General features: G+C 73.7%; 14 protein-coding genes. 6 read left to right on the forward strand and 8 right to left on the reverse strand.

From position 1 onward, the window contains the following. The first annotated feature begins 54 nt into the window (after nucleotides 1–54). Nucleotides 55–1,176: an alpha/beta fold hydrolase gene (locus ACIRB7_RS22750; protein ID WP_403601537.1), complete on the forward strand. Its 1,122-nt coding sequence runs from the start codon at nucleotides 55–57 to the stop codon at nucleotides 1,174–1,176. Between the two features lie 74 nt (nucleotides 1,177–1,250). Here the strand turns inward: ACIRB7_RS22750 and ACIRB7_RS22755 are convergent, their stop codons facing one another. The 3 genes from ACIRB7_RS22755 to ACIRB7_RS22765 all read right to left on the reverse strand — a co-directional run bounded on the left by ACIRB7_RS22755 (nucleotide 1,251) and on the right by ACIRB7_RS22765 (nucleotide 4,216). Next, complete coding sequence (locus tag ACIRB7_RS22755; protein WP_403601540.1) at nucleotides 1,251–2,534, reverse strand: HRDC domain-containing protein; 1,284 nt, start codon at nucleotides 2,532–2,534, stop codon at nucleotides 1,251–1,253. Between the two features lie 82 nt (nucleotides 2,535–2,616). After that, a complete protein-coding gene (locus ACIRB7_RS22760) occupies nucleotides 2,617–3,282 on the reverse strand; it encodes a response regulator transcription factor (protein WP_073817496.1) in 666 nt (221 codons plus the stop codon). Between the two features lie 238 nt (nucleotides 3,283–3,520). Continuing rightward, nucleotides 3,521–4,216, reverse strand: coding sequence for a DUF3000 domain-containing protein (locus ACIRB7_RS22765; protein ID WP_403601543.1), 696 nt, complete (start codon nucleotides 4,214–4,216; stop codon nucleotides 3,521–3,523). A gap of 91 nt (nucleotides 4,217–4,307) precedes the next feature. Here ACIRB7_RS22765 and hemE point away from each other — a divergent pair, with 91 nt between their 5' ends. Next, nucleotides 4,308–5,384, forward strand: coding sequence for a uroporphyrinogen decarboxylase (hemE, locus tag ACIRB7_RS22770; protein ID WP_403601546.1), 1,077 nt, complete (start codon nucleotides 4,308–4,310; stop codon nucleotides 5,382–5,384). A gap of 59 nt (nucleotides 5,385–5,443) precedes the next feature. Here the strand turns inward: hemE and ACIRB7_RS22775 are convergent, their stop codons facing one another. Together ACIRB7_RS22775 and ACIRB7_RS22780 are read right to left on the reverse strand one after the other, a co-directional pair. Further along, entirely contained in the window at nucleotides 5,444–6,817 is a 1,374-nt protein-coding gene (locus ACIRB7_RS22775; RefSeq protein ID WP_403601549.1) for an FAD-dependent oxidoreductase, read from the reverse strand. Between the two features lie 131 nt (nucleotides 6,818–6,948). Continuing rightward, nucleotides 6,949–7,965: a DUF4349 domain-containing protein gene (locus ACIRB7_RS22780; protein ID WP_403601551.1), complete on the reverse strand. Its 1,017-nt coding sequence runs from the start codon at nucleotides 7,963–7,965 to the stop codon at nucleotides 6,949–6,951. A 148-nt stretch (nucleotides 7,966–8,113) separates the two neighbouring features. Between ACIRB7_RS22780 and hemG the strand changes: the two genes are divergently transcribed. Both hemG and hemQ read left to right on the forward strand, forming a co-directional pair. Further along, entirely contained in the window at nucleotides 8,114–9,610 is a 1,497-nt protein-coding gene (gene hemG, locus ACIRB7_RS22785; RefSeq protein ID WP_403601554.1) for a protoporphyrinogen oxidase, read from the forward strand. 17 nt (nucleotides 9,611–9,627) lie between these two features. Further along, nucleotides 9,628–10,341, forward strand: coding sequence for a hydrogen peroxide-dependent heme synthase (gene hemQ, locus ACIRB7_RS22790; protein ID WP_403601557.1), 714 nt, complete (start codon nucleotides 9,628–9,630; stop codon nucleotides 10,339–10,341). 156 nt (nucleotides 10,342–10,497) lie between these two features. On the opposite strand, the gene ACIRB7_RS22795 is transcribed toward hemQ, so the two are convergent. The 3 genes from ACIRB7_RS22795 to ACIRB7_RS22805 form a co-directional block, all read right to left on the reverse strand. Next, nucleotides 10,498–11,520 carry a TIGR04222 domain-containing membrane protein gene (locus tag ACIRB7_RS22795; protein ID WP_403601560.1) on the reverse strand — a complete coding sequence of 341 codons (1,023 nt, stop codon included), beginning with the start codon at nucleotides 11,518–11,520 and terminating at the stop codon, nucleotides 10,498–10,500. 7 nt (nucleotides 11,521–11,527) lie between these two features. Further along, nucleotides 11,528–12,865 (reverse strand): DUF692 domain-containing protein, encoded by a 1,338-nt coding sequence (locus ACIRB7_RS22800; protein ID WP_403601562.1) that lies wholly within the window; start codon nucleotides 12,863–12,865, stop codon nucleotides 11,528–11,530. A gap of 82 nt (nucleotides 12,866–12,947) precedes the next feature. Beyond that, nucleotides 12,948–13,670 carry a peptidyl-tRNA hydrolase gene (locus ACIRB7_RS22805; protein ID WP_403601565.1) on the reverse strand — a complete coding sequence of 241 codons (723 nt, stop codon included), beginning with the start codon at nucleotides 13,668–13,670 and terminating at the stop codon, nucleotides 12,948–12,950. Between the two features lie 177 nt (nucleotides 13,671–13,847). Here ACIRB7_RS22805 and ACIRB7_RS22810 point away from each other — a divergent pair, with 177 nt between their 5' ends. Next, nucleotides 13,848–14,771: an ATP-binding cassette domain-containing protein gene (locus ACIRB7_RS22810; RefSeq protein WP_403601568.1), complete on the forward strand. Its 924-nt coding sequence runs from the start codon at nucleotides 13,848–13,850 to the stop codon at nucleotides 14,769–14,771. Then, nucleotides 14,768–15,418, forward strand: a complete 651-nt coding sequence (locus ACIRB7_RS22815) for an ABC transporter (RefSeq protein WP_403601571.1) — start codon at nucleotides 14,768–14,770, stop codon at nucleotides 15,416–15,418. Before ACIRB7_RS22810 ends, ACIRB7_RS22815 begins: the two co-directional genes overlap by 4 nt. Nucleotides 15,419–15,431: the final 13 nt, after the last annotated feature.

Genomic DNA, 15,431 nt, shown 5'->3' on the forward strand with positions numbered 1-15,431 from the left:
GCAGTCTGGCCGTGCCGGGGCGCGAGGTCCCGGCGCCGCGCAGAAGGGACCCCCGTGCCGCTCGTCACCACCGATCACCAGGTCACCCATCAATCCACAGTTCCGGCGAACAAGGACGAGATCGTCAAGCTCTTCGTACGGGAGCGGAACGGCACGCCACCGGGACAGCCGCGCAAGCCTGTCCTGATGCTCCACGGCCGGAGCGTCCCGGTGCTCCCGGGCTTCGACCTCCAGTACAAGTCGTACAGCTGGGCCGAGGAGCTGGCGAAGGCCGGCTACGACGTCTTCCTGATGGACCTCCAGGGCTCGGGACTCTCGCCGCGCCCCAAGATGGACGACCCCCACAACGTCAGCCCCGCCCAGCAGCACCTGCTGACCCCGAGGCCGCCGGGATTCGTGCCGGGCCCGCCGAGCTACCCATACCAGCTGACCAACTCGGACAGCGACCGCGACGAGCTGAACACCGTCGTGGAGTTCGTCCTGAACGAGTGCGGGACGGCGAAGCTCGCCTTCGTCGGCTGGTCCGCCGCCGCCTTCCACATGGGGCCGTACGCGATCGACAACCCCGGCAAGGTCGAGAGCCTGTTCCTGCTGGCCCCGATCTTCCCGGCCAACGGCTCTTCCACCCCGCCGTCCCCGCTGCCGCAGCCGGGCTTCCCGACCTTCATCGGGGGGAAGACGGGGTTCGTCAGGGGCATGGACAACGAGACGCACTGCGTGGACCAGCGCGAACCCGGCATCACCGACGTGGCCTGGGACGCGATCATGAAGTGCGACCCGATCGGCAGCGCCTGGGGGCCGCCCACCGGGTTCAACAGGATCAGGAACTTCGTCCGGTGGGGATGGAACAAGACCACCGCGGCTCAGGGCGGAGTGCTCGGCGGAAGCGTGCCGGTGCTCATCGTGTACGGGGACAGCGACACCCAGGTGAACACCTCACCGCCCAGCTCCGACCCGGAACTCAACTTCTCGGTCCTCGAGCTCTACGACGCCATCGCGGGCCCCCACAAGCTCATGGTCAAGCTGGCCTGCGCGGGGCACTCGGTGGTGTGGGAGACACAGCACAAGAACGTGCACCACCTCTCGAAGCACTGGCTGAAGCACCTCAAGGTCGACGGCAAGACCCAGGGAGTCTTCGACATGGACACCGACGGCATCCTCAGTCCGGCCCCGTAAGGCCGGTCCGACAAGCCCTGGGACGACGAAGCCCCCGGCGCCTTCTCGGGCGCCGGGGGCTTCTCCGGACGGGCTCACGCCGTCACTGTCAGCGCCTCCACGAGGAGCGGGGTCACGAGCTCGACCTGCCAGGGGCGGGCGCCGTAGCCCGTCAGGGCGGCGGCCACTCCGTCCGCGTCGCCCGGAGCCGGCGGCTCCCAGCACACTCGCCGCACCGTGTCCGGGGTGATCAGGTTCTCCTGCGGAAGGTTCAGTTCCTCCGCGAGCGCCGAGACCGCCGCGCGCGCCGCCGTGAGGCGGGCGGCCGCGACCGGGTCCTTGTCCGCCCAGGCGCGCGGCGGGGGCGGGCCCGCGACCTGCTGCCCGGGCTGCGGCAGCTCGCTCTCCGGCAGCGCCCTGGCCCGGTCCACCGAGGCCTGCCACTGCTCCAGCTGGCGACGGCCCATCCGGTGGCCGAAACCGGGCAGCGCCGTGAGCGCGGCCAGGTTCACCGGCACCGCGAGCGCCGCCTCCACGATCGCCGCGTCGCTCAGCACCTTGCCGGGGGAGACGTCACGCCGCTGGGCGACCGCGTCACGGGCCGTCCACAGCTCCCGTACGACCGCCATCTGACGCCGGCGGCGCACCTTGTGCATGCCGGAGGTCCGCCGCCACGGGTCCTTGCGCGGCGGGGCGGGCGGGGCGGAGGCGATCGCGTCGAACTCCTGGTGCGCCCACTCCAGCTTGCCCTGCCGGTCGAGCTCCTTCTCCAGGGCGTCCCGCAGGTCGACGAGGAGCTCCACGTCGAGGGCCGCGTACCGCAGCCAGGGGTCGGGCAGCGGACGGGTGGACCAGTCCACGGCGGAGTGGCCCTTCTCCAGGGCGTAACCGAGGACGGACTCGACCATCGCGCCGAGGCCGACCCGGGGGAAGCCGGCGAGCCGCCCGGCGAGCTCGGTGTCGAACAGCGAGGTCGGCAGCATGCCTATGTCCCGCAGGCAGGGGAGGTCCTGCGTCGCGGCGTGCAGGATCCACTCGGTCCCGGCGAGCGCCTCCCCGAGCCCGGAGAGGTCGGGGCAGCCGACAGGGTCGATGAGCGCGGTGCCCGCGCCTTCGCGGCGGAGCTGAACGAGATAGGCGCGCTGGCCGTAGCGGTAGCCGGAGGCACGCTCGGCGTCCACGGCGACGGGGCCGCTGCCCCCGGCGAACGCGGCGATCACCTCGGCGAGGGCGTCCTCGGTCTCGACGACGGGCGGCACCCCCTCGCGGGGCTCCAGCAACGGGATCGGAAGCCCATTCGCAGGGACATCGTCGTCCGGGGGGCCGCCCCCGGTGGTGCGCAGTGCTGTGTCTGCTGCGGTCTCTTGGGCGTCGGTCACGTGTCAAGGGTATCGGTGAACGGCAAGCGCCCGCCGACGGAACGTTCCGTCGACAGGCGCGGGCCCGATGTCCACCGGTCCGTCAGTGGATGATCCCCGTCCGCAGGGCCACCGCGACCATGCCGGCGCGGTCGCCGGTGCCCAGCTTGCGGGCGATGCGGGCGAGGTGGCTCTTCACGGTGAGGGCCGAGAGGCCCATGGAGACACCGATCGCCTTGTTCGACTGGCCCTCCGCGACGAGCCGGAGCACCTCGACCTCACGGCCGGAGAGCTCGCGGTAGCCGCCCGGGTGGCTCGGGGCACCCGGGGGGCGGCGGTGGCCGAGGCGGGCGGCCGCGGCGCCGATGGGGGCGGCGCCGGGCCGGGTGGGGTGCCCGATGTTGTTCCGGGTGCCGGTGACGACATAGCCCTTCACGCCGCCGGCCAGGGCGTTCCGTACGGCGCCGATGTCATCGGCGGCCGAGAGGGCGAGGCCGTTGGGCCAGCCCGCGGCGCGGGTCTCGGACAGCAGGGTCAGGCCGCTGCCGTCGGGCAGGTGGACGTCGGCAACGCAGATGTCGCGCGGGTTGCCGACGCGGGGACGTGCCTCCGCGATGGACGAAGCCTCGATCACGTCACGTACTCCGAGGGCCCACAGGTGGCGGGTCACGGTGGAACGGACGCGCGGATCGGCTACGACGACCATGGCCGTCGGCTTGTTCGGGCGGTAGGCGACCAGGCTTGCGGGCTGCTCGAGGAGAACGGACACCAGGCCTCCTGGGGGGAAGGGTGCGGGACGGAGCCGGCTCGGGGAAGAGGCCGGGGGCGAACCCGTGCTGGGAAGGGGTCACTCACTCCTTCGGCAGCTGGGCCGCCCGCCTTTAGGGAAAGATCACGATTTGGTGAGTAACAATTAGGGCAATTCGGACGCGTGATCGATCATCCTACGAGCGGACCCCGCCCCGTCACCCCCAGGAGGGAGCGCCGGGACGCCACCGCTGAGGCCCTCAGGCCTGCTGCGGACCCCGCCGCTGTGGCAACGAGACGACCCCCGCGCCCGACACCGTCCCCGCCGCACCCGGCTCGGCCGCAGCGGGCGGCAGCCCCGCGATCTGGCACAGCAGATCGCACCAGGCCGCCAGATGCGCCCCCGTGTCCGGCACCCCGCCCAGACCCTCGCGCGGCGTCCAGGACGCCCGGATCTCGATCTGCGTCGCCGGCCTGCGCTCCGCGAGCCCGCCGAAGTAGTGCGAACCCGCCATCGTGACGGTCCCGCTCGCCTCCCCGTACGCGAGACCCCTGGCCTCCATCGCCCCGGTCAGCCACGACCAGCACACCTCGGGCAGCAGCGGATCCGCCGCCATCTCCGGCTCCAGCTCCGCCCGTACGAGCGTCACCAGGCGGAACGTACCCTTCCAGGCCTCGTGCCCGTCCGGATCGTGCAGCAGTACGAGACGCCCGTCCGCCAGATCCTCCTCGCCGTCCACGACGGCCGCCTCCACCGCGTACGCGTACGGCGCGAGGCGCTGCGGCGGCCTCGTCGGGTCGACCTCGATCTCCGGCCGCAGCCGCGCCGCACGCAGGGCCTCCACCGCCCGCCGGAACGCCGGTGGCACCGCGTTCGCCTCCGTACTGTCCGCCGTTTCGTCCGTCCCTCGATCGCCTTCGGAATGATCGGAAAAATGTCCCTGAGCCGCAGCCATGCGGGGAAGAGTAGGCGGAACGGGGCCTCCGTGCGGGGAGGGACACCCTGCCCGGACGAGCGGCTTCCCGCCACATGCGAAGATTCTGGGCGTGAGTGCCAACGACAGCCCGCAGGGCCAGCAGACGAAGCAGCAGTCGCGGACGCACGACTCCGCGTTCCTCAAGGCGTGCCGGCGTGAGCCCGTGCCGCACACCCCCGTCTGGTTCATGCGGCAGGCCGGGCGCTCGCTCCCCGAGTACCTCAAGGTGCGCGAGGGCATCCCCATGCTCGAGTCGTGCATGCGGCCCGAGCTGGTCACCGAGATCACCCTCCAGCCGGTCCGCCGCCACAAGGTCGACGCCGCCATCTACTTCAGCGACATCGTCGTCCCGCTCAAGGCCATCGGCGTCGACCTCGACATCAAGCCCGGCGTCGGCCCCGTCGTCGCCGACCCGATCCGCACCCGCGCCGACCTCGCCCGGCTGCGCGACCTGACCCCCGAGGACGTCCACTACGTCACCGAGGCCATCGGGATGCTCACCGCCGAACTCGGCGACACCCCGCTCATCGGCTTCGCCGGCGCGCCCTTCACCCTCGCGAGCTACCTCGTCGAGGGCGGCCCGTCGCGCAGCCACGAGCGCACCAAGGCGATGATGTACGGCGACCCGCAGCTGTGGGCCGATCTGCTCGACCGCCTCGCCGAGATCACCTCGGCCTTCCTCAAGGTCCAGATCGAGGCCGGCGCCTCCGCCGTCCAGCTCTTCGACTCCTGGGTCGGCGCCCTCGCCCCCGCCGACTACCGCCGCTCCGTCATGCCCGCGTCCGTGAAGGTCTTCGACGCGGTCGCCGGCTACGGCGTCCCCCGCATCCACTTCGGCGTCGGTACGGGCGAGCTGCTCGGCCTCATGGGCGAGGCCGGCGCGGACGTCGTCGGCGTCGACTGGCGCGTCCCGCTCGACGAGGCCGCCCGCCGCGTCGGCCCCGGCAAGGCGCTCCAGGGCAACCTGGACCCGGCCGTGCTCTTCGCCTCGCCCGAGGTCGTCGAGGCCAAGACGGACGAGGTCCTCGCCGCCGCGAAGGACCTGGAGGGCCACGTCTTCAACCTGGGCCACGGCGTCATGCCGTCGATGGACCCGGACGCGCTGAGCCGTCTCGTCGAGTACGTGCACACGCGGACGGCCGTCTGACTTTCGCAGAAGGCGGTTGCCGTCCGGGACCCCCGGACGGCAACGCCTCTCTGCCGTCGTCAGCCCGGCGCGCGGACCGCCGCCGTCGCCTTGCGGGCCGCGATCAGGACCGGGTCCCACACCGGTGAGAACGGCGGCGCGTAGCCCAGGTCGAGCGCCGTCATCGCCTCCACCGTCATCCCCGCCGTCAGTGCCACGGCCGCGATGTCCACCCGCTTCGCCGCGCCCTCCCGGCCCACGATCTGCACCCCGAGCAGCCGCCCCGTACGCCGCTCCGCCAGCATCTTCACCGTCATCGGCGCGGCCCCCGGGTAGTACCCCGCCCGGCTCGTCGACTCCACCGTCACCGACACGTACCGCAGCCCCACCGCCCGGGCGTCCTTCTCCCGCAGGCCCGTCCGCCCGATCTCCAGGTCGCACACCTTCGACACCGCCGTGCCCACGACCCCGGGGAACGTCGCGTAGTCGCCGCCCACGTTCGCGCCGATGACCTGGCCCTGCTTGTTGGCGTGCGTCCCCAGCGGCACGTACCGCTCGCGGCCCGAGACCAGGTCGAGGACCTCCACGCAGTCACCGCCCGCCCAGATGTTCTCGTGCCCCCGGACCCGCATCGCCAGATCGGTGAGCAGCCCGCCGTGCGAACCGAGCGGCAGCCCCGCCTCCCCCGCGAGGGAGGTCTCCGGCTCCACCCCCATGCCGAGGACCACCACGTCCGCCGGATACTCGGCCTCGTCCGTCGTCACCGCCCGGACCCGGCCGTCGTCGCCCGTCAGGATCTTCGTGACCTCCGCCGAGGCGACCGTCGTGATCCCGAGACCGTCCATCGCCCGGTGCACCAGGCGGCCCATGTCCGGATCCAGGGTCGCCATCGGCTGCTCGCCCCGGTGCAGGACCGTCACCTCGTAGCCCCGGCCGAGCAGCGCCTCTGCCATCTCCACACCGATGTACCCCGCGCCGACCACGACCGCCCGCCGGCCGGGCGCCCGGTCGAGCGAGTCGAGCAGCGCCTGCCCGTCGCCCAGGGTCTGCACCCCGTGCACCCCCGGCGCGTCGATGCCCGGCAGCGCGGGGCGCTTCGGCCGGGCCCCGGTGGCGATCACCAGCTTGTCGAAGCCCGTCCAGGCCTCCGTACCGGCCTCCAGATCCCGTGCCCTGACCCGCTGGCCGGGCACGTCGATCTCCGTGACCTCCGTCCGCATCCGCAGATCGATGGCGCGCTCCCGGTGCTCCTCGGGGGAGCGGGCGATCAGCTCGTCGCGGGTGGCGACGTCGCCACCGACCCAGTACGGGATGCCACAGGCCGAGTACGAGGAGAAGCGACCGCGCTCGAAGGCGACGATCTCCAACTCCCCGGCCTCCTTGAGCCTGCGTGCCTGCGACGCGGCGGACATCCCCGCCGCGTCCCCACCGATGACCACAAGTCGTTCACTCATCCCCCTATTTTCAGGCTCGGTTCGCCTCCGGGGCGCCAAAGCCGGGCTCACGGCCCCGACCGTGCTCGCCCCCTTCGTTCCTCAGGAGGCTCCGCGCGCTCGGGACCGTTCCCCCGGCGCGCCCCTTCGGCTCACTCGCCGGCTCGGGGGGCGGCGGGAGGCTCGGGAGTCGTGGCCGCCCCGGCGGCGTTGCGCGGGGTGTCCGGGAGGGCGGGGGAGTGCGCCGGCGTCCGGGCCGCGCGGCGCGGGCGGATCAGCCGGTGCCACAGGGCGAACGCGATCAGGGCGACCGCGAGCCACGGGGCCAGGGCGGCGAGGACGATCCCGATCCAGGTCACCGCGCCGACCAGGGCGTTCCAGCCGCCGCTCAGGGCGTCACCGAAGCCCGGACGGCCCTCCTCGCGCTCCTCCGGCCTCGGCTTCTCCTTCTCCGTCAGCTGGAGGGTGATCGTCGCCAGGGACGTACGGTCCTTCAGCGAGGCCTGCTGGGCGAGCAGCGACTCCAGATCCGCCTGGCGGCGGCTCAGCTCGCCCTCCAGGGTCACCACGTCCGCCAGCCTCTCCGCGCGCTGCATCAGCGCCCGTACCCGCGCCACGCTCGCGCGCTGGGTCGCGATCCGGCTCTCCACGTCCACGACCTGCTCGGTCACGTCCTTGGCGTCCGCCTTGCGGCCGAGGAGCTTCCCCGTGCCCGCCAGCTCGGCGAGCACCGTGTCGTACCGCTCCTGCGGCACCCGCAGCACGATGTGGGAGGTGACGTGCGTGTCGTCGACGCGTTCCGTCGACTCGTTCTCGACATGCCCGCCCGCGCCCGCCGTCACCCGGTGGGCCGTGGCCACGGCCTTCGTCGCGTCGGCGACCTCCACCGAGAGGGAGGCGGTACGGATGACGTGCTGCTGGGCCGGGGCCTTCGACGGCGGCGCGGCCTGCTGCTCGGTGCCCGAGGCGGCGTCGGCCGCTCCCCGGCCCGGGGCCTCGGCCATGCCGCCCTTCGACCCGGTGGCGGGCTCCGCCGCGCTCATGTCCTTCTTGTCGGCCGAGTCCATCCCGGTGCCGTCGGCGCCGCAGCCCGTCACGAGCAGTGCGGTCGTCAGCAGGGCGGCGGCCGCCGCCGCCCGTGTTCTCGCCGTGGTACGTGTGCTCCGCATCGCGTCCCCCCAAGGTGGTGGTGAGTGTTGCCACTTCGACGCCTCTTCGACGTACGACCCACTGGAACGGGTTGCCCTCCGGCGGTAGCGATGCGGTCACGGTCAGGCCTCGGAACGGGAGCGGCGGGCGATTTGAGAGAGTGGTCCCATGAACGCGGACACCACGCGATCCCAGGGATCCCATGTCGTCGTCGCCGGAGGCGGTATCGCCGGGCTCGCGGCCGCCCACCGGCTCGCCGTCGCCGGCCACCGGGTGACCCTCCTCGAAGCGGGGCCCCGGCTCGGCGGCAAACTCCTCGCCGGGGAGATCGCGGGCGCGCCCGTGGACCTCGGCGCGGAGTCGCTGCTCGCCCGCCGCCCCGAGGCGGTCGCCCTCGCCCGGGCCGTCGGCCTCGGCGACCGGCTCCAGGCCCCCGCCACCACCACCGCGTCCGTCTGGTCGCGCGGCGAGCTCGTCCCCATGCCGAAGGGCCACGTCATGGGCGTCCCCGGCGACGCCCACGCGGTCGAGGGACTCCTCTCCGAGGAGGGCCTGCGCCGGATCGGCCTCGACGGCGAGCTGCCCCCGACGGAGATCGGCGACGACATCGCCATCGGCGCGTACGTCGCCGACCGCATGGGTCACGAGGTCGTCGACCGGCTCGTGGAACCCCTCCTCGGCGGCGTGTACGCCGGTGACGCCTACCGCATCTCTATGCGGGCCGCCGTCCCCGCCCTGTTCGACGCCGCCCGCGAGCACCCCACGCTCACCGCCGCCGTCCGCGCCGTCCAGCGGGCCGGCGCCGCAGCCCCGGCCGACGCGGCGGGCGCCGCCACCGGCCTCGGCGGCTCCGTCTTCCTCGGCGTCGACGGCGGTGTCGGCACCCTGCCCGGCGCGGTCGCCGACGCGATCCGCGCCGCCGGCGGCGAGATCCTCACCGACGCCCCCGTGACCGAACTGCGCCGCACCGGGCCCACCGGCTGGCAGGTCGTGAGCGGCGACCGGGTCCTCACCGCGGACGCCGTCGTCCTCGCCACCCCCGCCGGGCCCGCCGCCGCGCTCCTCGCCGCCCACGCGCCCGCCGCGGCCGCCGAGCTCGAAGCCGTCGCGTACGCCTCCATGGCCCTGGTCACCCTCGCCTTCCGCCGCTCCGACATGCCCGCCCTGCCGGGCTCCGGGTTCCTCGTGCCGCCCGTCGACGGCCACACCATCAAGGCCTCCACCTTCTCCTCGCAGAAGTGGCGCTGGGTCACCGACGGCGCCCCCGACCTGTTCGTGCTGCGCACCTCCGTCGGCCGTTACGGCGAGGAGGACCAGGTCCACCGCGAGGACGCCGACCTCGTCGCCGCCTCCCTCAAGGACCTCGCCGCCGCCACCGGGCTCGCCGCCCGCCCCGTCGCCACCACGGTCACCCGCTGGCTCGGCGGCCTGCCCCAGTACCCCGTCGGCCACCTCGCCCGCGTCGCCCGGGTCCGCGAGGCCGTCGCCGCGCTCCCCGGACTGCGGGTCGCGGGCGCCGCGTACGACGGTGTCGGCATCCCCGCCTGCATCGCCTCCGCCCACCGCGCCGCCGACGAGATCGCGGACGAGATCGCAGGCGGGATCGCCGACGAGATCATCGCCACGTCGAAAAGGACCGACCCCGGTGCGGGGCACTCCCGGTGACGGGCGAGAATAGGCGTATGAGTGCGCCCGAAAAGATCCCGAACGCCGGTAAGAAGGCGAAGGACCTCAACGAGGTCATCCGCTACACCCTGTGGTCCGTCTTCAAGCTGCGCGACGTTCTCCCCGAGGACCGCGGCGGCTACGCCGACGAGGTCCAGGAGCTGTTCGACCAGCTCGCGGCCAAGGACATCACCGTCCGCGGTACGTACGACCTGTCCGGTCTGCGCGCCGACGCCGACGTCATGATCTGGTGGCACGCCGAGACGAGCGACGAGCTCCAGGAGGCGTACAACCTCTTCCGCCGCACCCGCCTGGGCCGCGCCCTCGTGCCGGTCTGGTCGAACATGGCGCTGCACCGCCCCGCCGAGTTCAACAAGTCGCACATCCCGGCCTTCCTGGCCGACGAGAACCCCCGCGACTACGTCTCGGTCTACCCCTTCGTGCGCTCCTACGACTGGTACCTGCTGCCGGACGAGGACCGCCGCCGGATGCTCGCCGACCACGGCAAGATGGCCCGTGGCTTCCCGGACGTCCGCGCCAACACGGTCGCCTCCTTCTCGCTCGGCGACTACGAGTGGCTCCTCGCCTTCGAGGCCGACGAGCTGCACCGCATCGTGGACCTCATGCGTCACCTGCGCGCCTCCGAGGCGCGGATGCACGTCCGCGAGGAGGTCCCCTTCTACACCGGTCGCCGCAAGAGCGTCGCCGACCTGGTGGCGGGCCTGGCCTGACGGCCGTACGAACCTGGTGGCGGCCCGGCTCCCGGCCGGGCGCGCCACCCCGACCCGGAAGATCAGACGGCAGGCGGGAACGTTGCCTGTCGGTCCAGCGACACCGGGTCCGGCTCCGGGTGCGGCGCGCGTCACGCGCGCCGCACCGGCGTCATTTCAGGAGCTGCTGGAGCTGGAGCACGAACTCCCGCCGGAACTCGAGCTGGAGCACGAGCTCCCGCCGGAGCTGGAACTTCCGCCGCCTCCGGAGCACGAGCTCCCGCCGCCTCCGGAACAGGAACTCGAGGAACACGACCCGGTTCCACCCCATCCGTCCGATCCACCGGATCCGCTGCCGCCGCCTCCGCCGCAGGAACTGTTCCCCGCGCACCACACGGCCGCCGCTCCCCAGTCGTCCATGGCCACGTGCGGAGCGGGACGCCTGCCGCGTCGCCTCGGCGGTCCGTAGAACCGGGCGGCGGCGATCAGTTGCTCCCGCAGCACCGGGTCCGGCAGCGCCCGCAGCCCGTGCCGGGCCACGAGATGGCCGGCGTCCGCGAGATGACCGTATCCCCGCCCGTACGCGAAGAGCGCGCTCCGGCCGGCCGCGGTGACCTGCCCCGCGGAGAGCAGCCCGCAGACGATGGCCGTGATCCCGCAGGCGAGCAGCGCCGGCAGCACCGCGAAGACGAACGGCACCGACACCTCGTCCGCGGTGGCGAAGTCCAGGATCGTCAGGACGATCGACAGCGGGAAGAGGACGAAGGCCGTGAAGCCGAGTGCGGCGCACCACCGGGCCGTCGTGCGCCGGGTCGCGGGGGCGACGACGAGCCCGCGCGCCGCGAGTCCGTCGCCGATCTCCTGGACCGCGGGATGCCGCATCACGGCCAGCCGCAGGTGGTGCAGGGCTCCGTGCGGGGCGGCGGCGTGCGCCTGGAGCACGGCACGCTCCACCGGGTCGTACGCGACGGGGCGGACGACGGCCACGATCCCCGGGCCGCCGACCGCCAGCCTGCCGTCCGCCTGGAGGGCGGCGAGGGCGCTGTCGACGACCCTGGCAGGGCCGCCGTTGAGGAAGGCGACCTCGAACCGGTCGTGCACGGGCCCGCCGGGCCCGCCGCGTGAGCGGACGACCCGGGTGACGACCAGCGTGATGCCGGCGGCGGCGGCGAGGTAGAAAAGGACGATCAGGACGTTCATGGGCGTCTCACCTTCCGGCCAGTGCGTGACGGGCGGCCCGTACGAGCCGGGTGGCGCGGCCCGGAGGGCGGCTGCCGGAACGGTCCTGCCACCACCGGGTCAGCCGGCGCCGGGCCTGCGGGTCCTCCGGCCGCCCCGCCACCAGCAGGTGCTCGACGAAGTCGAGCGCGTCCCGGCGGTAGCCGCCGGTCATGGGGCGGGACCTGGCGTACGCGAGGAACGCGGGCCGGAAGTCCCTGCCCAGGATCTCCGGCAGCTCGGGCGCGACCTTCGCGACGACCCCGGCCCGCTTCGCCGCGAGCGCCCGGCTCTGCACGCCGAGCCGCCGGCTGTCGAAACCCTCGGGGACGGGGGTGCCGGCGACGAGTGCGGAGAGGAGCGAGGCCTGGGCGAGGCCCAGGCGCTGGCGCGCGGTGGCGGCGGTGACAGCGGGTGCGGGTACCGACGGACGGGCGCCGCGCGCGTGGGCTGTGCCCACCCTCCCCCAGACTCCGTCCGGGGGGACCCCCATCGCCCTTGCGGAACGTATGCCCACAGCTGCTGCGATCGTCTCCAGCTCCTCCGCCAGCTCCGTCGCCGGCGGGAAGTCGTCGTCCCGCTCCAGCAGGACGCCCGGCGGGGACACCCGGGACGTGAGGTCCGTCAGGACCTCCAGGACAGCCTTCGGCACCGGGTGTGCGTGGGTGTCGTGCCAGACGCCGTCCCGCTCGACACCGCCTGCCACATGCACGTACGCGATCGCCTCGACCGGCAGTTCGGACAGCGCCCGCGCCGGGTCCTCGCCCCGGTTGACGTGGTTGGTGTGCAGGTTGGCGACGTCGATGAGGAGCCGTACCCCCGTGCGCTCCACCAGCTCCGCCAGGAACCGGCCCTCCGACATCTCCTCGCCCGGCCAGCAGACGAGCGCCGCGATGTTCTCCAGGGCGAGCGGCACGGGCAGGGCGTCCTGGGCGATCCGCACGTTCTCGACGAGCACGTCGAGGGCGTCCCGGGTCCGGGGTACCGGCAGCAGGTGGCCCGCTTCGAGCAGCGGGGTCGCCGTGAGCGGCCCCCCTGCCCGTACGAACGCGATGTGTTCCGTGACCAGCGGCGCCCCGAGCGCCACCGCCTTCTCCCCGAGTGCCGCGAGCCGCGCCGGGTCGGGCCGGTCCGCGCCCCCGAGCCCCAGCGAGACGCCGTGCGGGACGACCGTCACACCCCGTTCGCGCAGCCGGGTCAGGGAGTCGGGCAGATGGTCCGCGCAGATGTTCTCCGCGACGACCTCCACCCAGTCGACGCCGGACAGTCCCTCCACCGCCTCCGCGATCTCGGGACGCCAGCCGATGCCGATGCCGAGTTCCGTCATGTCCCCCTCCTTCGGTCCCCAGTCACCCACGTGATGGCCCTCGCGGGAACGTTCGAACCCCAGGAGGGGGACGTTCAGAGCTTCATTTGAGGTTCGGCGACACCAGGGGAGACGCCGGAGACGCCGGGAACGACGGGAACGCCGACACCACCGTGCACGAGCCCGGCGCGATCTCCGTGAACCCCGCGTCCCGCACCACCGGCAGGCCGCTCGTCGTCAGACCCGCCCACTCCCCGGCCGCCGCCGTCCGTACCGCGAGCGGGAAACCCGCCTCCCGCCAGGCCTCGCGCGCGTCCTCCGTCATCGCCCACCACAGCAGCTGCGCCCCGTGCCCGGCCTGCGCCATCGCCTTGCCCGCCGACATGTCGAGCTCGGGGCTGAACCACAGCACCGCCGCCCCTTCCGGTACGGGACCGGGCACGGCCGCGTCGTCGAGCTCCGTGCCCGACACCTGGAGCTTGGCCAGCTCCTTGGGCCAGCCGTCGAGCGGGACCGGCGGGAAGACCCGTACCTCCGCCTCCGCACCGGTGACCGTGATCCCGGGCAGCGTGCTCGCACGCCGCCACTCCGCGCCGCGCGCCCTGCGCACCACCTTCCGGATCCTGGCGTCCTGCCAGTCGGTCATGACCTGGGCCCACTCTCCTTCGCCGAGGGAACGGGCGTCGGTGAGGATCTCCAGGACGGCGCGCGCTGCGGTCTCCAGGGCGTCGGTACGGGCCGGGGGCGCGTCCCGCTCCATCCGGACGACCAGGGGGAGGACGAACTGGGGCTTCTCATCGCGGAGATCGGTATCGTTGCTGCTCACCCGGCAAGTCTGCCACTGCCGTGACGTGCCGTTCTTGTGGGAATCGTCCCTTCAGGGCCAGGATGCCCCCATGAAGAGCGATCTTTTTGCCGGCGAGCACCTCGCCGAGGCCGCCACCTTCCCGGGCATGACCTCGCAGAATCCCAGCGAGGCCACCCCGCGGAAGAACTCGTCGAGTTGAGGCTGGAGCGGGTCGGGCGCAGGCACGGTCTCCGGGGGCCGTGGGTCCTGCGTGAGGTCGGCCTCGACCTGCCCGCCGCGACGCTCGTCCGGGTCGTCGGCACGAACGGCACCGGCAAGTCCACCCTGCTGCGGCTCGTCGCCGGTGTCGACGCGCCCAGCGAGGGCCGTGTCACGGGCCGCCCGGGCCGTACCGCGTACGTCCCCGAACGCTTCCCGGTCGCCCTGCCGTTCACGGCCGCCGACTACCTGGTCCACCTGGGCCGGATCCAGGGCCTCGGCCGGGCGGCGGCGCGGGCCGGGGCGGGGGAGTGGCTGGAACGCTTCGGGGCCGCGGAGCACGCCGGTACGGACATGGCGGAGCTCTCCAAGGGCACCAGCCAGAAGATCGCCGTGGCCCAGGCGTTCCTCGCCGACCCGGCCCTGCTCGTCCTCGACGAGGCCTGGACGGGCCTGGACACGCGCGCGCGTGCGGAGCTGGACACGGCCGTCCGCGAACGCCGTGCGGCGGGCGCGACGATCGTGTTCGTCGACCACGACCCCCGACGACTCGCCGGCGCGTCGGACGCGGTGTACGCGGTGGCGTCGGGCCGGGTACGGCAGGCGGATCCGGCAGCGGAGCCGGGAGCCGGACCGGGAGCGGAATCGCCGGCGTACGGGACGGCCGCGCCGGGACACAGGGCCGCCACGCCCGGGTCCGGAGCCGGCGCCCCGGGCTCCCTCGTTCGTATCGCCGTCTCCGGTGGCCCCCGGCCGCTCCCCGCGCCGCTGCCCGGCGATCCCGCCATCGCCGCACCCGGGCCCGGCGACACCACCACCGTCCTCACCGTCGACGCCGCCCACTCCGACGCCCTGCTCGGGGCGCTCCTCGCCGCGTCCTGGCACATCCACCACCTCACCACCGAAGGCGTACGGGTATGACGGCGCTCCTGCGCTACCAGACAGGGCTGCTGCTCCGCTCGCAGCGCTGGCTCGCACCGCTCCTCCTGTACGCGGCCTTCGTCGGCGTCGGCGTCAACCCGGGCGAGCGGGTGCTCGGCGCCCTCGGTTTCACGGCCGCCGCTCTCCTGCCGGTGACCGCCTGGACCGTACGGATCTGTCTGACGCAGGAGCCGCCCGCCGCCCGGAGCGTGCTCGCGGCGGCCGCCGGCCGTGGCCGGGCGCATCTCGCGGCACTCGTCACCGGGACCGCCCTGCCCGCGCTGGTCGGCGCGGTCGCCGTGCTCGCGGTGACGGCGGTCTGCAACCGGCGCGGTGTCACGGCGCTCGCCGCCACGACCACCGGCCTCCTCGCGGCGCTGGCCTGCGGCCTCACCGGCGCCGCCGTCGGCGCGCTGACCTCACGGCCCTTCCTCCCCGCCCCCGGCTGGTCCCTCGCGGCTCTCGTCCTCGGCTCGCTGCTCGCCCTGGTGACCACGGGCTCCCCGGCGAAGCACGCGATGACCGCCCTGATCACCGGCTCCCGCACGGCGACGGCGGATCCCCCGTGGCTCGCCTGTGCCGGCGCCGTGCTCCTGGCCGCCGCGGCGGCGGTCCTCGCCTCCCGGGCCACGGCACGGCTGGAGTGAGTACGCTCGAAGA

The organism is Streptomyces sp. NPDC093795 (assembly GCF_044764665.1).
GTDB lineage: Bacteria > Actinomycetota > Actinomycetes > Streptomycetales > Streptomycetaceae > Streptomyces.